12 protein-coding genes are annotated in these 15,448 nt (G+C 61.8%); 6 read left to right on the top strand and 6 right to left on the bottom strand.

Going from position 1 to position 15,448, the window contains the following annotated elements; translation table 11 throughout:
* The first annotated feature begins 49 nt into the window (after positions 1-49).
* Complete coding sequence (locus NCHU2750_RS08860) at positions 50-1,012, top strand: DMT family transporter (protein WP_119943136.1); 963 nt, start codon at positions 50-52, stop codon at positions 1,010-1,012.
* A 48-nt stretch (positions 1,013-1,060) separates the two neighbouring features.
* Positions 1,061-1,390 (top strand): heat shock protein HspQ, encoded by a 330-nt coding sequence (gene hspQ, locus NCHU2750_RS08855; RefSeq protein ID WP_119940102.1) that lies wholly within the window; start codon positions 1,061-1,063, stop codon positions 1,388-1,390.
* A gap of 102 nt (positions 1,391-1,492) precedes the next feature.
* Here hspQ and NCHU2750_RS08850 read toward each other — a convergent pair whose 3' ends face one another.
* The 5 genes from NCHU2750_RS08850 to cckA all read right to left on the bottom strand — a co-directional run bounded on the left by NCHU2750_RS08850 (position 1,493) and on the right by cckA (position 10,083).
* A complete protein-coding gene (locus tag NCHU2750_RS08850; RefSeq protein WP_119940101.1) occupies positions 1,493-2,314 on the bottom strand; it encodes an inositol monophosphatase family protein in 822 nt (273 codons plus the stop codon).
* A gap of 47 nt (positions 2,315-2,361) precedes the next feature.
* Positions 2,362-3,228, bottom strand: coding sequence for a tRNA 2-thiocytidine(32) synthetase TtcA (ttcA, locus tag NCHU2750_RS08845; RefSeq protein WP_119940100.1), 867 nt, complete (start codon positions 3,226-3,228; stop codon positions 2,362-2,364).
* A gap of 66 nt (positions 3,229-3,294) precedes the next feature.
* Complete coding sequence (alaS, locus tag NCHU2750_RS08840) at positions 3,295-5,949, bottom strand: alanine--tRNA ligase (protein ID WP_119940099.1); 2,655 nt, start codon at positions 5,947-5,949, stop codon at positions 3,295-3,297.
* 194 nt (positions 5,950-6,143) lie between these two features.
* Positions 6,144-7,232 (bottom strand): recombinase RecA, encoded by a 1,089-nt coding sequence (gene recA / locus NCHU2750_RS08835; protein ID WP_119940098.1) that lies wholly within the window; start codon positions 7,230-7,232, stop codon positions 6,144-6,146.
* Positions 7,233-7,467: 235 nt separating this feature from the next.
* Positions 7,468-10,083, bottom strand: coding sequence for a cell cycle histidine kinase CckA (gene cckA, locus NCHU2750_RS08830; RefSeq protein WP_119940097.1), 2,616 nt, complete (start codon positions 10,081-10,083; stop codon positions 7,468-7,470).
* Positions 10,084-10,337: 254 nt separating this feature from the next.
* On the opposite strand from cckA, the gene NCHU2750_RS08825 reads away from it, so the two are divergent.
* A complete protein-coding gene (locus NCHU2750_RS08825; protein ID WP_119940096.1) occupies positions 10,338-11,327 on the top strand; it encodes a flagellar biosynthetic protein FliO in 990 nt (329 codons plus the stop codon).
* Between the two features lie 247 nt (positions 11,328-11,574).
* Here the strand turns inward: NCHU2750_RS08825 and dksA are convergent, their stop codons facing one another.
* The gene (gene dksA / locus NCHU2750_RS08820; protein ID WP_119940095.1) at positions 11,575-11,994 is read right to left on the bottom strand and encodes an RNA polymerase-binding protein DksA; all 420 of its coding nucleotides are present in this window, start codon (positions 11,992-11,994) and stop codon (positions 11,575-11,577) included.
* 256 nt (positions 11,995-12,250) lie between these two features.
* Between dksA and NCHU2750_RS08815 the strand changes: the two genes are divergently transcribed.
* From NCHU2750_RS08815 to NCHU2750_RS08805, 3 genes are all read left to right on the top strand, one after another.
* Complete coding sequence (locus NCHU2750_RS08815) at positions 12,251-12,751, top strand: SixA phosphatase family protein (RefSeq protein ID WP_119940094.1); 501 nt, start codon at positions 12,251-12,253, stop codon at positions 12,749-12,751.
* Between the two features lie 63 nt (positions 12,752-12,814).
* Positions 12,815-14,284 carry a YcjX family GTP-binding protein gene (locus NCHU2750_RS08810; RefSeq protein WP_119940093.1) on the top strand — a complete coding sequence of 490 codons (1,470 nt, stop codon included), beginning with the start codon at positions 12,815-12,817 and terminating at the stop codon, positions 14,282-14,284.
* Positions 14,281-15,366: a YcjF family protein gene (locus NCHU2750_RS08805; protein WP_119940092.1), complete on the top strand. Its 1,086-nt coding sequence runs from the start codon at positions 14,281-14,283 to the stop codon at positions 15,364-15,366. Before NCHU2750_RS08810 ends, NCHU2750_RS08805 begins: the two co-directional genes overlap by 4 nt.
* Positions 15,367-15,448 lie beyond the last annotated feature (82 nt).

Genomic DNA, 15,448 nt, shown 5'->3' with positions numbered 1-15,448 from the left:
GCCGCCTGACTCTGATCGAATGCGGCCCTATTTTATCCGTTGGTACATTATGGCCGTTCAATCAAAGGCCGGCTCGGGCGGTGCGCTCGACTGGTTCATTTTTTCCCTGGTTCCGATTTTCTTTGCCAGCAACATCATCTTCGGTCGCGGCATCATCGGTGATGTTGCGCCCTACACGACAGCATTCCTGCGCTGGGCGGGCTCGACACTGGTCATGCTGCCGTTCATCGTTATGGACAGGCGGGCCAGCTTTGCCTTTGTGCGCAATCATTTCTGGCTCTGGCTGCTGCTCGGAGGGCTCGGCATGGGGGTCTGCGGCGGGCTCGTCTACTGGTCGCTGACCTATACGAGTGCGGCAAACGGCACGCTGATCTACACGACATCGCCGCTCTTCATCATCCTGTTCCAGTGGATGTTCAGCGGCAGGTCGGTCAGCGGCCGCGAACTTGCAGGCATGGTCGTGGCCTTTGCCGGCGTGATCTACATCGTCGTGCATGGGGATCCGGTGGCTCTGCTGCACCTCAAATTCAATATCGGCGATCTCGGCATCCTGATCGCGGCGATCTGCTTTGCGATCTATTCCATCCTGTTGAAGAACCCGCATCTGCAGGAACTGAGGCCGCTAGCGCTTTTCGGCATCATCGCGTTCTCCGGCACGATCGTGCTCCTGCCGCCCTCTCTTGCCGAATTCTTGAGCGGAGGCGCTGTACCGAGCTCTGCCTCCGCGTGGTGGAAGATCGCCGGCATGGTCGCTTTTGCTTCGCTCGCCGCCTTCTTCTGCTTCCAGCACGTGGTCAGGGTGTTCGGCCCGGCGACCGCCGGCGTGACGCTCTACCTGATGCCGCCGGTTTCGATCGTCATGGCCGTGCTGTTTCTTGGCGAAACCTTCGAACCCTATCATGCACTCGGTATCGTGCTGGTTCTGGGTGGCGTGGTTCTTGCTTCTTTGAAAGGGAAAGGCGTCAAAGGTCGCCGGGATGCGGATGCGGGCCACAAACCGGCTAGATCTTGATGTTTGAGAGTTTCATTCCCACATGATGTTGCGAAAGGACATCACGCCATGAAACAGAGACACGCAAAGTTCATGATCGGGGAAGTCGTCCGTCACAAGGTATTTCCGTTCCGTGGCGTCATATTCGACGTTGATCCGGAATTTGCCAATACTGACGAATGGTGGAACTCGATTCCGATCGAGATACGTCCGAGCAAGGACCAGCCCTTCTATCATCTCCTCGCGGAAAACGACGACAGCGAATATGTCGCCTATGTTTCCGAACAGAACCTGGAGCATGACGAGAACGAGGAGCCGCTTCGCAACCCGCAGGTCTACCAGATCTTCGAACTACGCGATGGTGGCCAGTTCAAGCCGAAGGCAATCCTCGCCAATTGAGCGGCCTCAATGCCTCTTGAGAAAAAGCCCGGTCATGCCGGGCTTTTTTCGTCTCTGTGCATCCCGGTCTGGTGCCGGCGGCAGCATCTTTCGCCGGAGATGTCAGCCGATGATCTCGCGACGCAGGGTCTTCCAGCTGTCCTCGTCGGTTGCGACCAGCAGGCCGCCGTCGACATGGTGCGGCAAATAGACCGAGCCATCCAGCCGGCGGACATAGCCGCCCGCTTCGGTGCTGATCAAAGTCCCTGCCAGGTGATCCCAGGGCATGAGCTTGTTGTAGAGCGCGAACTGCACGTGGCCGCTGGCGAAGGTGCGGTATTCATGTGCCGCGCAGCGGTAGCTGGCGAAAAGCCTGACCTTGGCGAGATTGGCGAGAATCTGTTCGCGGGTGGTGCCGAAAAAATAGCCGGCCGATGCCATGCCGATCATCTCGCCAAGCGGCTGCGGGGCGGCGACATGGAGCTTGACCGCATCGCCATCCGGCCGGCGCAGATAGGCGCCTGCGCCCTTTTCGGCCATGACCCAATCGTCACCCATCGGGTCGTAAATGATGCCGGCAACGGTCTCGCCCTTATAGACAACCGCCGCCATGACGCCGAAAGCCGGAATGCCGGAGGCGTAGTTGAAGGTGCCGTCGATCGGATCGACGACGACGGCAAAGTCGGCATCGCCCAGTTTTTCGAGAAGCGTCGGATCGGCAGCAACCGATTCCTCGCCGATGAAAAGCGCACCGGGTGCGAGCGTTGCAATCTCGCGGCGGATCAGCCGCTCGGCCGCCTCGTCCGCCTCCGTCACAAGGTCGGAGGGCTCGCTCTTGGAGCGCACATCATTGCCGCCAAGCCGGCGAAAGCGCGGCAGGATTTCCGCCTTTGCCGCCTGTTTCAGAAGATCGGCGAGTCTGGTGACATCGAGCGGCAAGGTCATTTTCAATCCAATCCGTATGTGACGATAGGAGATCAGCCTGGGGGAGATCAGTCGGCGGGAGCGGCCATCAGGCCGGAGAAATCAAAAAGTTTCGGATCAAGAAGATGGGACGGGTTCACATGGGCAAGTGCGCGCAGCATCGTATCCTTGCGGCCGGGCATACGCGTCTCGATATCGGCGAGCATCTGCTTCATCGCATTGCGCTGCAAGCCGTCCTGCGAGCCGCAGAGGTCGCAGGGGATGATGGGAAACTCCATGGCGGCGGCAAATTTCGCCAGATCGTCTTCGGCGCAATAGGCAAGTGGACGGAGCACCATCAGGTCGCCCTCGTCGTTCAACAGCTTGGCCGGCATGCCGGCCAGCCGACCGCCATGGAAGAAATTCATAAAGAAGGTTTCGAGAATATCTTCCCGGTGATGGCCGAGGACGAGCGCCTGACAGCCCTCCTCCCGCGCCACGCGGTAAAGATTGCCGCGGCGCAGCCTGGAACAGAGCGAGCAATAGGTGGCGCCCGACGGCACCTTTTCCTTCACGATCGAATAGGTGTCGCGATATTCGATCCGATGCTTCACGCCGATCGAGGCAAGATAATCCGGCAGGATGTGCTTTGGGAAATTCGGTTGGCCCTGATCGAGATTGCAGGCGATGAGTTCGACCGGCAGCAGCCCGCGCCACTTGAGATCGAGCAGCACGGCGAGGAGCGAATAGCTGTCCTTGCCGCCCGACAGGCCGACGAGCCAGCGCTCCTGACCCTTCAGCATGCCGAAATCCTCAAAGGCCTGACGCACCTGTCGCAGCAACCGCTTGCGCAGCTTGTTGAAGGAGACCGAACTCGGCGCATCGGCAAACAGTGCCGGGGCAAGTCCTTCGACGGTCTCGTCCAGTTCATCCGCGATGCCGGCATTCATGCCCATGCGCAACAACCTCTATTCGTCCATCAAAATGCAAAAGCGGGCAGAGCCCGCTTTTGACTGTGTTTCTCAGGCGCCGAGTGCGGCAGCCACCGCCTCGATCGCCTCCTCGGCCTTGGCGCCATCCGGGCCGCCCGCCTGGGCCATGTCCGGACGACCGCCACCACCCTTGCCGCCAAGTGCGGCGGAGGCGATGCGCACCAGATCGACGGCGCTGAAGCGGCCGATCAGATCTTCGGTGACGGCCACAACGGCACTCGCCTTGCCATCTTCGGACACGCCGATCAGCGTGACGACGCCCGAACCGAGCGACGCCTTGCCTTCATCGGCCAGGCCCTTCAGGTCCTTGGCATCGATGCCGGGCAGCGCACGGCCCATGAACTTGACGCCGGCCACATCGCGAATGTCGGTGGCTGTACCGCCCTGACCGCCACCCATGGCGAGACGGCGCTTGGCATCGGCGAGTTCCTTCTCGAGCTTGCGGCGCTCGTCGAGCAGCGCTTCGACGCGGGAGACGACATCGACGGGCTGTACCTTCAGCGCACCGGCGAGGGTCTTGACGCGATCATCCTGCTCGGAGAGGTAGGCACGGGCAGCCTCGCCGGTGACGGCTTCGAGGCGACGCACGCCTGCGCCCACTGCGCTTTCCGACAGGACCCGGACAAGACCGATATCACCGGTCGCAGACACGTGGGTGCCGCCGCAGAGTTCGATCGAATAGGGCCTGCCGGCCTTTTCGCCGTCGATCGCGGTGCCCATCGACACGACGCGAACTTCATCGCCATATTTTTCACCGAACAGCGCCATGGCCCCTTCGGCGATCGCATCATCGACGCTCATCAACCGGGTGGTGACCTTGGCATTCTGCAGGATAATGGCATTGGCCATGTCCTCGACGCGCTGCAGTTCTTCCGCCGTCATCGGCTTCGGATGCGAGACGTCGAAACGCAGGCGTTCAGGCGCGACCAGCGAACCCTTCTGGGCCACGTGGGTGCCGAGCACTTCGCGCATCGCCTCATGCAGCAGGTGGGTCGCCGAGTGGTTCGAGCGCAGGCGCGAGCGGCGTGCATGGTCGACCGTCAGGATAACCGCATCACCGACCTTGAGGCCGCCTTCGCTGACCTTGGCGACGTGAACGAACAGGCCCTCGCCCTTCTTCTGGGTATCGGTAACCGAGACCTTGGCATTGTCCGTGGCGATCACGCCGGTATCGCCCATCTGGCCGCCGGATTCGCCGTAGAACGGCGTCTGGTTGACGACGATCTGGACTTCGTCGCCGGCTGCGGCGCTATCGACCGCCTTGCCGTCCTTGACGATCGCCTGGACGACGCCTTCGGCCTTTTCCGTGTCGTAGCCGAGGAATTCGCTGGCGCCGAACTTTTCCTTGAGTTCGAACCAGATCGTTTCCGTCGCCTTGTCGCCGGAACCGGCCCAATGCGAACGGGCTTCGGCCTTCTGGCGCTCCATGGCGTCGGTGAAGCCGGCGATATCGACGCCGATTTCGCGAGCGCGCAGCGCATCCTGGGTCAGGTCGAGCGGGAAGCCATAGGTGTCGTAAAGCTTGAAGGCGGTCTCGCCATCCAGCATGTCACCCTTGGAGAGATCCGTCGTGGCATCCGAAAGCAGGGTCAGGCCGCGCTCCAGCGTCTTGCGGAAACGGGTCTCTTCGAGCTTCAGCGTTTCCGAGGTCAATGCCTCGGCACGCACCAGTTCAGGATAGGCACGGCCCATCTCCTGGATGAGCGTCGGCAGCAGCTTGTACATGACCGGCTCCTTCGCACCCAGGAGTTGCGCATGGCGCATGGCGCGGCGCATGATGCGGCGAAGCACGTAACCACGGCCTTCATTCGACGGCAGGACACCATCGGCGATCAGGAAGGCAGACGAACGCAGATGGTCTGCGATGACGCGGTGGCTGGCGCTGCCTTCGGCTTTGACGCCCATCGTATCCTCGATGGCGCCGATCAGGGTGCGGAACAGGTCTGTATCGAAGACGCTCTGCTTGCCCTGCAGCACGCAGGCCATGCGCTCGAGGCCCATGCCGGTATCGATCGACGGACGCGGCAGGAGCGAACGCTCGCCGGGTGCCGTCTGTTCGAACTGCATGAAGACGAGGTTCCAGAATTCGAGGAAGCGGTCGCCATCCTCTTCCGGCGAGCCCGGAGGGCCGCCCCAAACGTTCTCGCCCTGGTCGATGAAGATTTCCGAGCAGGGACCGCAGGGGCCGGTATCGCCCATCTGCCAGAAATTGTCAGAGGTCGGGATGCGGATGATCTTGTCGTCGGAGAAGCCGGCGATCTTCTTCCACAGCGTCGCGGCTTCCTCATCCTCGGAATAGACGGTGACGAGAAGACGGTTCTTCGGCAGGTCGAAGCCTTCGGTGACGAGCTTCCAGGCAAGCTCGATCGACTGTTCCTTGAAATAATCGCCGAAGGAGAAGTTGCCGAGCATCTCGAAGAAGGTGAGATGGCGGGCCGTATAGCCGACATTGTCGAGGTCGTTATGCTTGCCGCCGGCGCGCACGCATTTCTGCGAGGTGGTGGCGGTCGTGTAGCTGCGCTTTTCAAGGCCGGTGAAGACGTTCTTGAACTGCACCATGCCGGCATTGGTGAACATCAGGGTCGGGTCGTTACGGGGGACGAGCGGGCTCGAATCCACAACCTCGTGGCCATTCTTCTTGAAGTAGTCGAGGAAGGTCGACCGGATGTCATTCACGCCGCTCATGCTACGCCCTTTTCAACCGCCGCTGCGGTACCAGTATTTGAAGTCCAGAGGCTTGTATCGCCGACATTCCCGACTGTCCAGCCGAACAGAAAACCGGCCGCACATCTTTCGATGGCGACCGGCAAGCATAGGCGGCAATGAAACCCTTTGAAGGCTTCCCGAGTGCGGCGGAACCGCCCATGTCCAATTTACGATTACATGTCTCCGGCGTCATCGCCGTCATTGGCATCCGGGCCGCCATTCTGCAGGAAGCGGTCGGCGATCAGGCCGGCATTCTGCCGCAGCGACATCTCGATCTCGCGGGCGACTTCCGGATTGTCGCGCAGGAAGGTCTTTGCATTCTCCCTACCCTGGCCGAGGCGCTGGCTGTTATAGGAGAACCATGCACCCGACTTCTCGACGATGCCGGCCTTGACGCCCAGATCGACGAGTTCGCCGGTCTTCGAGACGCCTTCGCCATACATGATGTCGAATTCGACCTGCTTGAAGGGAGGCGCCATCTTGTTCTTGACGACCTTGACGCGGGTCTGATTGCCGACGACCTCCTCGCGCTCCTTGACCTGGCCAATACGGCGGATATCGAGACGGACGGAGGCATAGAATTTCAGCGCGTTGCCACCGGTCGTGGTTTCCGGCGAACCGAACATGACGCCGATCTTCATGCGGATCTGGTTGATGAAGATGACCATGCAGTTCGACTTGGAGATCGAGGCGGTCAGCTTGCGCAGCGCCTGGCTCATCAGGCGGGCCTGAAGGCCGGGAAGGCTGTCACCCATCTCGCCCTCGATTTCAGCGCGCGGGGTCAGGGCCGCGACCGAATCGACGACGAGAACGTCGACGGCGCCGGAGCGGACCAGCGTGTCGGTGATTTCGAGTGCCTGCTCGCCCGTGTCGGGCTGCGAGATCAGAAGGTTCTGCAGGTCGACGCCGAGCTTGCGGGCATAGACCGGATCGAGCGCATGTTCCGCGTCGACGAAGGCGCAGATGCCGCCCTTCTTCTGGGCCTCAGCAATGGTCTGCAGCGCAAGGGTCGTCTTACCCGAGCTTTCCGGACCATAGATTTCGATGATGCGACCCTTGGGAAGGCCACCAATGCCGAGCGCAATATCCAGGCTGAGAGAGCCGGTCGAAACCGTCTCGATCTCGATCACCTGTTCGTTCTGTCCGAGCTTCATGATCGAGCCCTTCCCGAAGGAACGTTCGATCTGTGAGAGTGCTGCTTCGAGCGCCTTGCTCTTGTCCACGCCTTTTTCCTCTACGAGCCGCAATGTGTTCTGTGCCATGAGATCCCACCTTTAGGTTATTGCCGCCGCGCAAGCAATGAAGCAGCCGATGGGATATTCGTACTCATTTTGTTCTCATTTTGCAAGCGCCATTCAAGTCCTTGCATAAAAAACGTTATTCGCTCTGCGTTCCAGTAATGTTCACGTCTGCAAGAGCTGTGGAAACATCGATTGAAATCAAAGATTTCGCGGCGGGCGAGCCGCCGGCGACTTCATGGTGCCAGACCGGCCTACCCTATTCCGAATCGAGCATTTCGCGCACGGCGACGGCCAGCTGCTTCAGCGAGAACGGCTTCGGCAGGAAGCCGAACTTGGCATCGGCAGGCAGGTTGCGGGCGAAAGCATCCTCGGCATAGCCGGAGACGAAGATGAACTTCAGGTCCGGATAGGACTTGCGCAGTTCCGCCAGAAGCGTCGGCCCGTCCATTTCGGGCATGACGACGTCGGAGACGACGATATCCACCTTGCCTTCGAGTTCGTCCATGATGTCGAGTGCTTCCGTGCCGGAGCCCGCCTCGTGAACGGTATAGCCGCGTGTTTCCAGCATGCGCTTGCCGCCGCGACGAACCGCCTCCTCGTCTTCGACCAGAAGCACGACGGCAGACTTTCCAGTGAGGTCGACCGGCTCGGATTCGGTCGCAGCGGCAGCAAGCACCAACGGCTTTGCCGCGCCATCGGCGCCGGCTTCCGTGCCAGCCGCCGCAGCGGTGACCGGCTGAATTTCCTGGATATAGCGCGGCAGGAAGATGCGGAAGCTGGTGCCGCGACCGATTTCCGATTCCGGGTAGATGTAGCCGCCCGACTGCTTGACGATGCCATAGACCATGGACAGGCCAAGCCCGGTGCCCTTGCCGACTTCCTTGGTGGTGAAGAAGGGTTCGAAGATCTTGTCCATGATCTCCGGCGGGATGCCGGTCCCGTTGTCGGAGACCTCGACCATGACGAAATCTTCGGAAGGAAGATCGGCCTGCTGGAAGCCGGCCGCTTCCTGTGCCGAGACATTGCGGGTCCTGATCTGGATCAGGCCGCCCTTCGGCATGGCATCGCGGGCATTGACGCAGAGATTGATCAGCACCTGCTCGAATTGCGACAGGTCGGTGCGCACCGTCCACAGATCACGGCCGTAATCGACGTCGAGCTTGACATTGGTGCCGGAAATCAGCCGGTCGACCAGCATGCGCAGGTCGCCGACGACATCGGTCAGGTTGAGGACGGCAGGCCGCATCGTCTGCTTGCGCGAGAAGGCCAGCAACTGGCGCACCAGAACCGCGGCGCGGTTGGCATTGCGCTTGATCTCCATCAGGTCGGCAAAGCTCGCGTCGGAGGGGCGCGCCTGCAGAAGGAGGTGATCGGACGACAACAGGATTGCGGTCAGCACATTGTTGAAATCGTGGGCAATACCGCCCGCCAGCGTGCCCACGGCGTTGAGCTTCTGGGTCTGCGCCATCTGCGTCTCGAGCGCCTTCTGCTCGGTCGTCTCGACGGCATAGACGATCGCGACCTCTTCCGGCGCCTCGTCGCCCTCGTCGATGACGGCGTTAACGTAGAAACGGACATAGCGATTTTCGTCGGCCGGATGGCGGCTCTCGATCGGGGCGATATCGCCCTGCCTATCCTTGGCGGCGGCGAGTGCCTCCATCATCGAGGCGGCAGAGGCCTCATGGACGATCCGCTCCAGCTGGGCGCCTCCGGCCTCTACTTCATCGCGAGAGACGACGCCAGAAAACAGCCGAATGAACGGTGCGTTGATGCGCAGGATCTTGCCATTGCCGTCCACCGAGGCGATCGCCATCGGCGTGTTGTTGAAGAAGCGGGTAAACCGCATGGCCGAAGCGGACTGATCGTCCTCGGCGCCCTTGGTGCGCATCAGAACGACGGTACGGCTTTCGCCCGGCGCGCCGTCGCGGGTGGCGCTGACGCTGTGAACGAGCCTTGCGGGCACACTCTGGCCATTGGTGCGGCGAAGGTCCAGTTCCAGCGTTTCGGTGCGGCGCAGGCCGGGAGCCGGCAGAACGGATTGAATAAGTGCCATGCCCTCGCCCGCCACGAGATCGGACACCGTCATGGATTGCGGGGTAAATTTGGTAAGGTCGAGGCCCAGCCATTCGGCGAGCGTCGCGTTCATGTAGAAGATCTCGCCCTTGCGGCCAGCGGAGAAGAAGCCGACCGGCGCATGGTCGAGATAGTCGATGGCGTTCTGCAATTCGCGGAAAAAGCGCTCCTGATCGTCGCGCTCAGAGGTGATATCGGTAATTTCCCAGATGTCCTGTGCATCACGACCGGCAGCCCCGAGTATCCTCGCCTTCAGCCTGTACCAATGTGCATCGGAACCGTTGCCTGCTGTCCGCCCGAGAGGCTGCAGCAGGCGGAACTCTTCGTGGCCTTCCTTGCCTTCGCGCAGGGCGGCCGTCAGCCTGTAGAGAGCTTCGGTCGATTCGCGCGTCTTCGACAGAAGCGCTTCGAGCGACTGGACGTTGCGACCGCTCGATGCGCCGGTCATCCGGCCGTAGGCGGCATTGGCATAGACGACCCGGCCCTTGGCGTCGGTCACCACGATGCCATCGGGATGGCTTGCCAGGAAATTGCGGGCAAGTTCGTCGGATCGCGATTGCGGCATGACTTCCACAAGGCCGATCAGCGAGGAGACGATGAAGAATATCCCGACCATTGCCAGGATGCCCAGAAGGCCGAGCACGACCTCATTGTCGAGCGCCTGCTGAAATACCACGAATGCGATGGCGACACCCAGCAACACGACGGCCAGGAGAATGATCCGCAGCAGTGTTCCGCCGCGGGCCCCGCGATTGACCAGGGGCGCTTCGTCGTTGCCGGCCTTCGGCGAACTCGTCATCAATACCTCACGTTCCGTGGCGCATCCGTTCGCGCCGCGAACGGCCACATCCGGCGTCCGCGACTCTCTCTTAGCAATTTGAAGATGAAGCAAAAAGCTCCATAAGACCACAAAAGGCGAGACAGTCCGCAGAGCCGCCCTATTTGAGATGCAGACGAGACACATTTTAGCGTTGACGGATGGCCGCGAGCCTTGCCTCGCCCCGGAAAAAATAGTCTGTTCAGCGGGATAACACGCATCAGGAGTGACGAGAGATGTTGGCAGACGTAATGGGCGACTATGGCAGCCGGCTCGTCGTGGCGGTGATCGGGGTCGGCTTCGCTCTCCTTTGCCTCGTCGGAATCCTGTGGATAGTGCGCGGCCGCCGCGGTCCGTCGCCCTTCGTGCGCGGCGGCCGCAATCGCCAGCCGCGCCTGCAGGTGCTCGATGCCGCCGCAGTCGACACGCGCAGGCGACTGGTTCTGGTGCGACGAGACGATGTCGAGCATCTGATCATGATCGGCGGGCCGACCGATATCGTCGTCGAAAGCCGGATTACCAGCGCTTCGAAAAGCACCGAGGAACGCCTGCCGGAGCCTGCGCCGATACAGGCCCTGCCCGCCGCAGCCGCGCCGCGTGCCATTGCTGCGGATAGCCAAAGGCCTGTTCCGCCCGTGCCGCCGCGCCCGGAGCCTGTGCGTGAGCCTGCCATTCGCGATCCGCGGCTGGATGCCCGTACGGTCGCACCGCCTGTGCCTGCCGTCGCCCCGTCCCGTGTCGAGCCTTCTGTCGCCGCTCCAGTGGTCGACTCCAGGGATGCGGTATCTTCGACAACTCCCGTATCGCGTGCCGAGCCCGTCGCCAGGCAGCCTCTGATCGACGATGCCGCCCGACTGCTCGACAGTGAGCGTGATCGCGTGTTTGCCGAGCGGCCAGCGCCGCAGCCGGCACCCGTAGCGCGCCCTGCCCCTGCGGCGGCACTCAACGTGTCGTCGCCGGTATCTGCGGCAGGCGACAGGGCGACGTCGCCGCTCGGAAGCGATTTCGAAAAGATCCTCGAGCAGGAGATGGAAAACAACATGGCGGCGCGCGATGCCGCGGCTGCCCGCGCGAGCCGCCCCGCCCTGCCGGGCGCAACAGACGCCGGGATGCCCGTCGGTTCAGCCGGGGCGCCGGCTGCGGCGGCCGCACCGAAAAACGACCCGACACTGCAGTCCGAGGTCGCTCGCATCTTTGGCGAAATGTCAGCCAGCCGCGACAAGTAGCGGGCCAGGTGAGCGAGCGATCCTTCAGGATCGCCGACGCCTCTTTATCGTCAGTTCCGACATGTCCCCGTATCCTGCCTTGCCTCGGCGCGTGCGCTTCCCCTCGGACCGCGCCTTTCTACCAGACAACATCGTTCCTGAAGGGGGCTCCGAACAAGGCTTTGGCGCGCAAACATGCCAAAAGAAAAGGCACGGCTTTGACGCCGTGCCTTTTCTTTTTTTCAGTATTGAGGCTGCCGCCCGAGCATTACTCGTCGCGATAGACCTTTTCCCGTCGCTCGTGACGCTCCTGCGCCTCGATCGACAGGGTTGCGATGGGACGCGCGTCAAGCCGCTTCAAGCCGATCGGCTCGCCGGTTTCCTCACAGAAGCCATAGGTCCCGTCCTCGATCCGCTGAAGCGCGGCGTCGATCTTGGAAATGAGCTTGCGCTGACGGTCGCGGGCGCGCAATTCGATTGCACGGTCGGTTTCCGAAGAGGCGCGGTCTGCAAGGTCCGGATGGTTGGCGCTTTCCTCCGCGAGATGGTCGAGTGTTTCCCTCGCCTCCCGGAGGATGTCATTCTTCCAAGCAATCAGCTTTGCCCTGAAATAGGCCTTCTGATTGGCATTCATGAACTCGTCGTTTTCCGACAGAACATAATTACTAAGATCGATCTTCTCACTCAACGCGATTCTCCTGAAGAACATCTCTTGCGGCCCCTATACTCCATTAACCAGTCCTCATTCAAGCCTTTCGCCCAGATTTGCAGCAGTTTTAAAACTGTCACAAAAATCAGCTAAGTGGCTAATTTTTATGCTTTTCCGATCGAGACATGGATAGCCGGCTTCCGAAATGCGATTCAGGCTCGCATCGACCGCAGTTGACCGCGAACCCCAAGCAACGCTAGGTCTTTTACTCGGCATTGCACTTTGTGAGACAAAGATGATCGAGCCTGAACCATTCCGTATCTACCTGATGCGCCACGCACAGGCTGCCTCTGCAGCGCAGGGCGGGCGCGACTTCGACCGAGAGCTGGACGGAACCGGCTACGCCCAGGCGGAAATCGTTGCCGACAAGGCGGCCGACCTGCGCTACGTCCCCGACTGCATCATCAGCTCGACGGCGATGCGCTGTCGTCAGACAGCTGAAATCGTCCGCCGAAGGCTCGGCGAGACGCTGGAAGTGCAATTCATCGACGAACTCTATAACGGCACACCGGAAATCTACGCGACGGTGATTTCCGGCCAGCGCCCTGCCCGGTCGGTCCTACTGATCGGTCACAATCCGTCGATCGATCAGTTGCTGGAGGGGCTGATCGGCGGCGGCGCGCGGCGTTCGGCCATGCCGGGTGGCTATCCGACTGCTGCCATGACCATTCTCGATTACGTCCAGACACCGACCTCCGAAAACAACTGGGCGCTGATCGATCTCCTGAAGTCCTGATCACGACGTTGCGAGCCGGCGAGCCCTGCCTATATAGGGTGAAACATCACTCGGGATCCCGCCTTGGCGCCTTCGCTGACCAGCCTTACTGACGATGCACTGATCGCATTAGACAATCTCGCGGACCGTGCGTCCGGCCTCGTCAACCCGACGATCCGTCTCGGGGTGACCGGGTTGTCGCGCGCCGGCAAGACGGTGCTGATCTCGTCCATCGTGCACAATCTCTTGAATGGCGGACGCCTGCCCCTCGTGGAGGCGCTGCGATCCGGGCGGGTATCGAAGGTCAGGCTTGAGGAACAGCCGGACGATGCGGTGCCTCGCTTCCAATACGAGGACCATATCGACGCCCTGGTGCGAGAGCGGATCTGGCCGGATTCAACCCGCGCCGTCTCAGAACTGAGGCTGACCATAGACTACCAGAGCGCCAGCGGCTGGAACCGGCTGTTTTCGCCGGGCCGGTTGTCGCTCGACATCGTCGACTATCCGGGAGAATGGCTTCTGGACCTGCCGCTGCTCAGCCAGGATTACCGGCAGTTCAGCCAGGCTACCGTCGAGCTGGCCGGCACAGGCATCCGCCGGGAGCTGGCGCGCGACTGGCTGTCGTTCGCCGCGACGACAGACATGGATGGGCCTGCCGACGAGATGACGGCACGGCGGCTCTTCGAGGTGTTTTCCGCCTATCTCAAGGCCTGCAAGTCCGACGAGCGGTCGCTGTCGACGCTGCCGCCCGGCCGTTTCCTGATGCCGGGAGATCTTGAGGGCTCGCCGGCCCTGACTTTCGCACCGCTGCCCGGCCTGCCGGACACACCGGCGCCGAAAGGCTCGCTGAGGGCGATGATGGAACGGCGCTACGAAGCCTATAAGAGCGTCGTGGTCAAACCCTTCTTCCGGCACCATTTTGCCAGGCTCGACCGGCAGATCGTGCTTGTCGATGCGCTCCAGGCGATCAATCGCGGGCCCGAGGCGCTGCAGGACCTGGAGCGCGCGCTGGCCGACGTTCTCGGCTGTTTTCGCCCTGGCCATAACAGCTTCTTCTCCTCACTGGTCGGCCGCAGGATCGACAAGGTGCTGATCGCCGCGACGAAGGCCGACCATCTGCATCATGAAAGCCACGACCGGCTGGAGCGGCTGACCGGCCGGCTGGTCGACCGCGCGATCAAGCGGATCGGACTGTCCGGCGCCGGTTTCGAGGTAATGGCGATCGCCTCCGTGCGCGCCACGCGCGAGGCAAGGGTCAAGGAAGACGGCCACATGCTGCCCGTCATCGTCGGCACGCCGATTGCCGGCGAGACGATCAATGGCGAGCGTTTCGACGGGATCAAGACGACGGCGATCTTTCCCGGTGACCTGCCGGAAGATCCCGACCAGATGTTCCGGACGCTCGATAGCGACAGCCCGGATCTTCCGGACATCAATTTCGTACGCTTCCGGCCGCCGGCGCTGGAAACCGGGCCCGGCGACATCAAGCTTGCGGTGCCGCATATCAGGCTCGACCGCGCCCTGCAGTTCCTGATCGGAGACCGCCTCGCATGAGCCCGAGCAGCACAGGAAATCCGAAAAATCCCAATCGCCGCCGGCCCGCATCCTTCTCGGTCGAGGAGGAACCGAGAGCGGAAGCCTCCGCACCTCTAGCTTCGCGCAGCCCGAAAAGCTTCGATGAAACAGCCAAGGTGTTGCCGGAGGCAGACGATCCGTTTTCGGCCGATGCGGAGCTTGCTGCCGCAGCACTTCCCGTCGCCACGCCGCGCCTGAGAAAACGCTTCTCCTTTGCCGGGCTTGCCGCTGCGGCAATGGGCACATTCCTGTCGCTCGCCTTCGGACTCTGGGCAGACAATATCATTCGCGACCTTTTCAGCCGGGCCGACTGGCTCGGCTATGCGGCGATGGCGGCGCTCGCTCTTGCCGCTTTCGCTCTCCTCGTCGTCGTCGGGCGCGAAGTCATGGGCATCGCCAAGCTTGCGGCGGTGCAGAACCTGAAGGCAGAGGCCGAGGAGGCTTCCGGCTCCATTCAGGCCGACCCAGCACGCAAGGTGATTGCGCGTCTTACCTCACTCCTCAGCCATCGCGCGGAGACGGCCAAGGGCCGCGCCGTTCTCGACCAGACGAAGGATGACATCATCGATGGGCCGCATCTTCTCGACCTCGCGGAGCGGGAGCTGCTGACACCGCTCGACCGCAGGGCGCGCGCGCTTATCCTCAATTCATCCAAGCGCGTTGCGGTGGTGACCGCCATCAGCCCCCGCGCCGTCGTCGATCTCGCCTATGTTCTGTTCGAAGTCACGCGTCTGGTGCGCGCCATGGCAGAACTTTATGGCGCACGGCCGGGAAAGCTCGGCCTCATCAGGCTGGTGCGCGACGTGATTGCGCATCTTGCCGTCACGGGCTCGATCGCTGTCGGAGACGGGCTCGCGCAGCAGGTTCTCGGACATGGGCTTGCCTCGCGGCTGTCGCGGCGGCTCGGTGAAGGCGTGATCAACGGTTTGCTGACGGCGCGAATCGGTATTGCGGCCATGGATCTCTGCCGACCGCTGCCGTTCCGTGCATTGCCGCGTCCCGGAATTGGCGATTTTCTCTCCGATATCGTTGCTGCAGGCCGTACCGACGACCGGGAATAGGCCTGTTGCGGCGCCTTGCAAACACCCCAAAGATACGAACGGTTAACCATTCTCGCTTAATTTCAGCCCCACCAAACATTAC

The organism is Neorhizobium sp. NCHU2750, assembly GCF_003597675.1.
Taxonomy (GTDB): domain Bacteria; phylum Pseudomonadota; class Alphaproteobacteria; order Rhizobiales; family Rhizobiaceae; genus Neorhizobium.
This window is presented reverse-complemented; position numbering and strand designations above follow the sequence as displayed.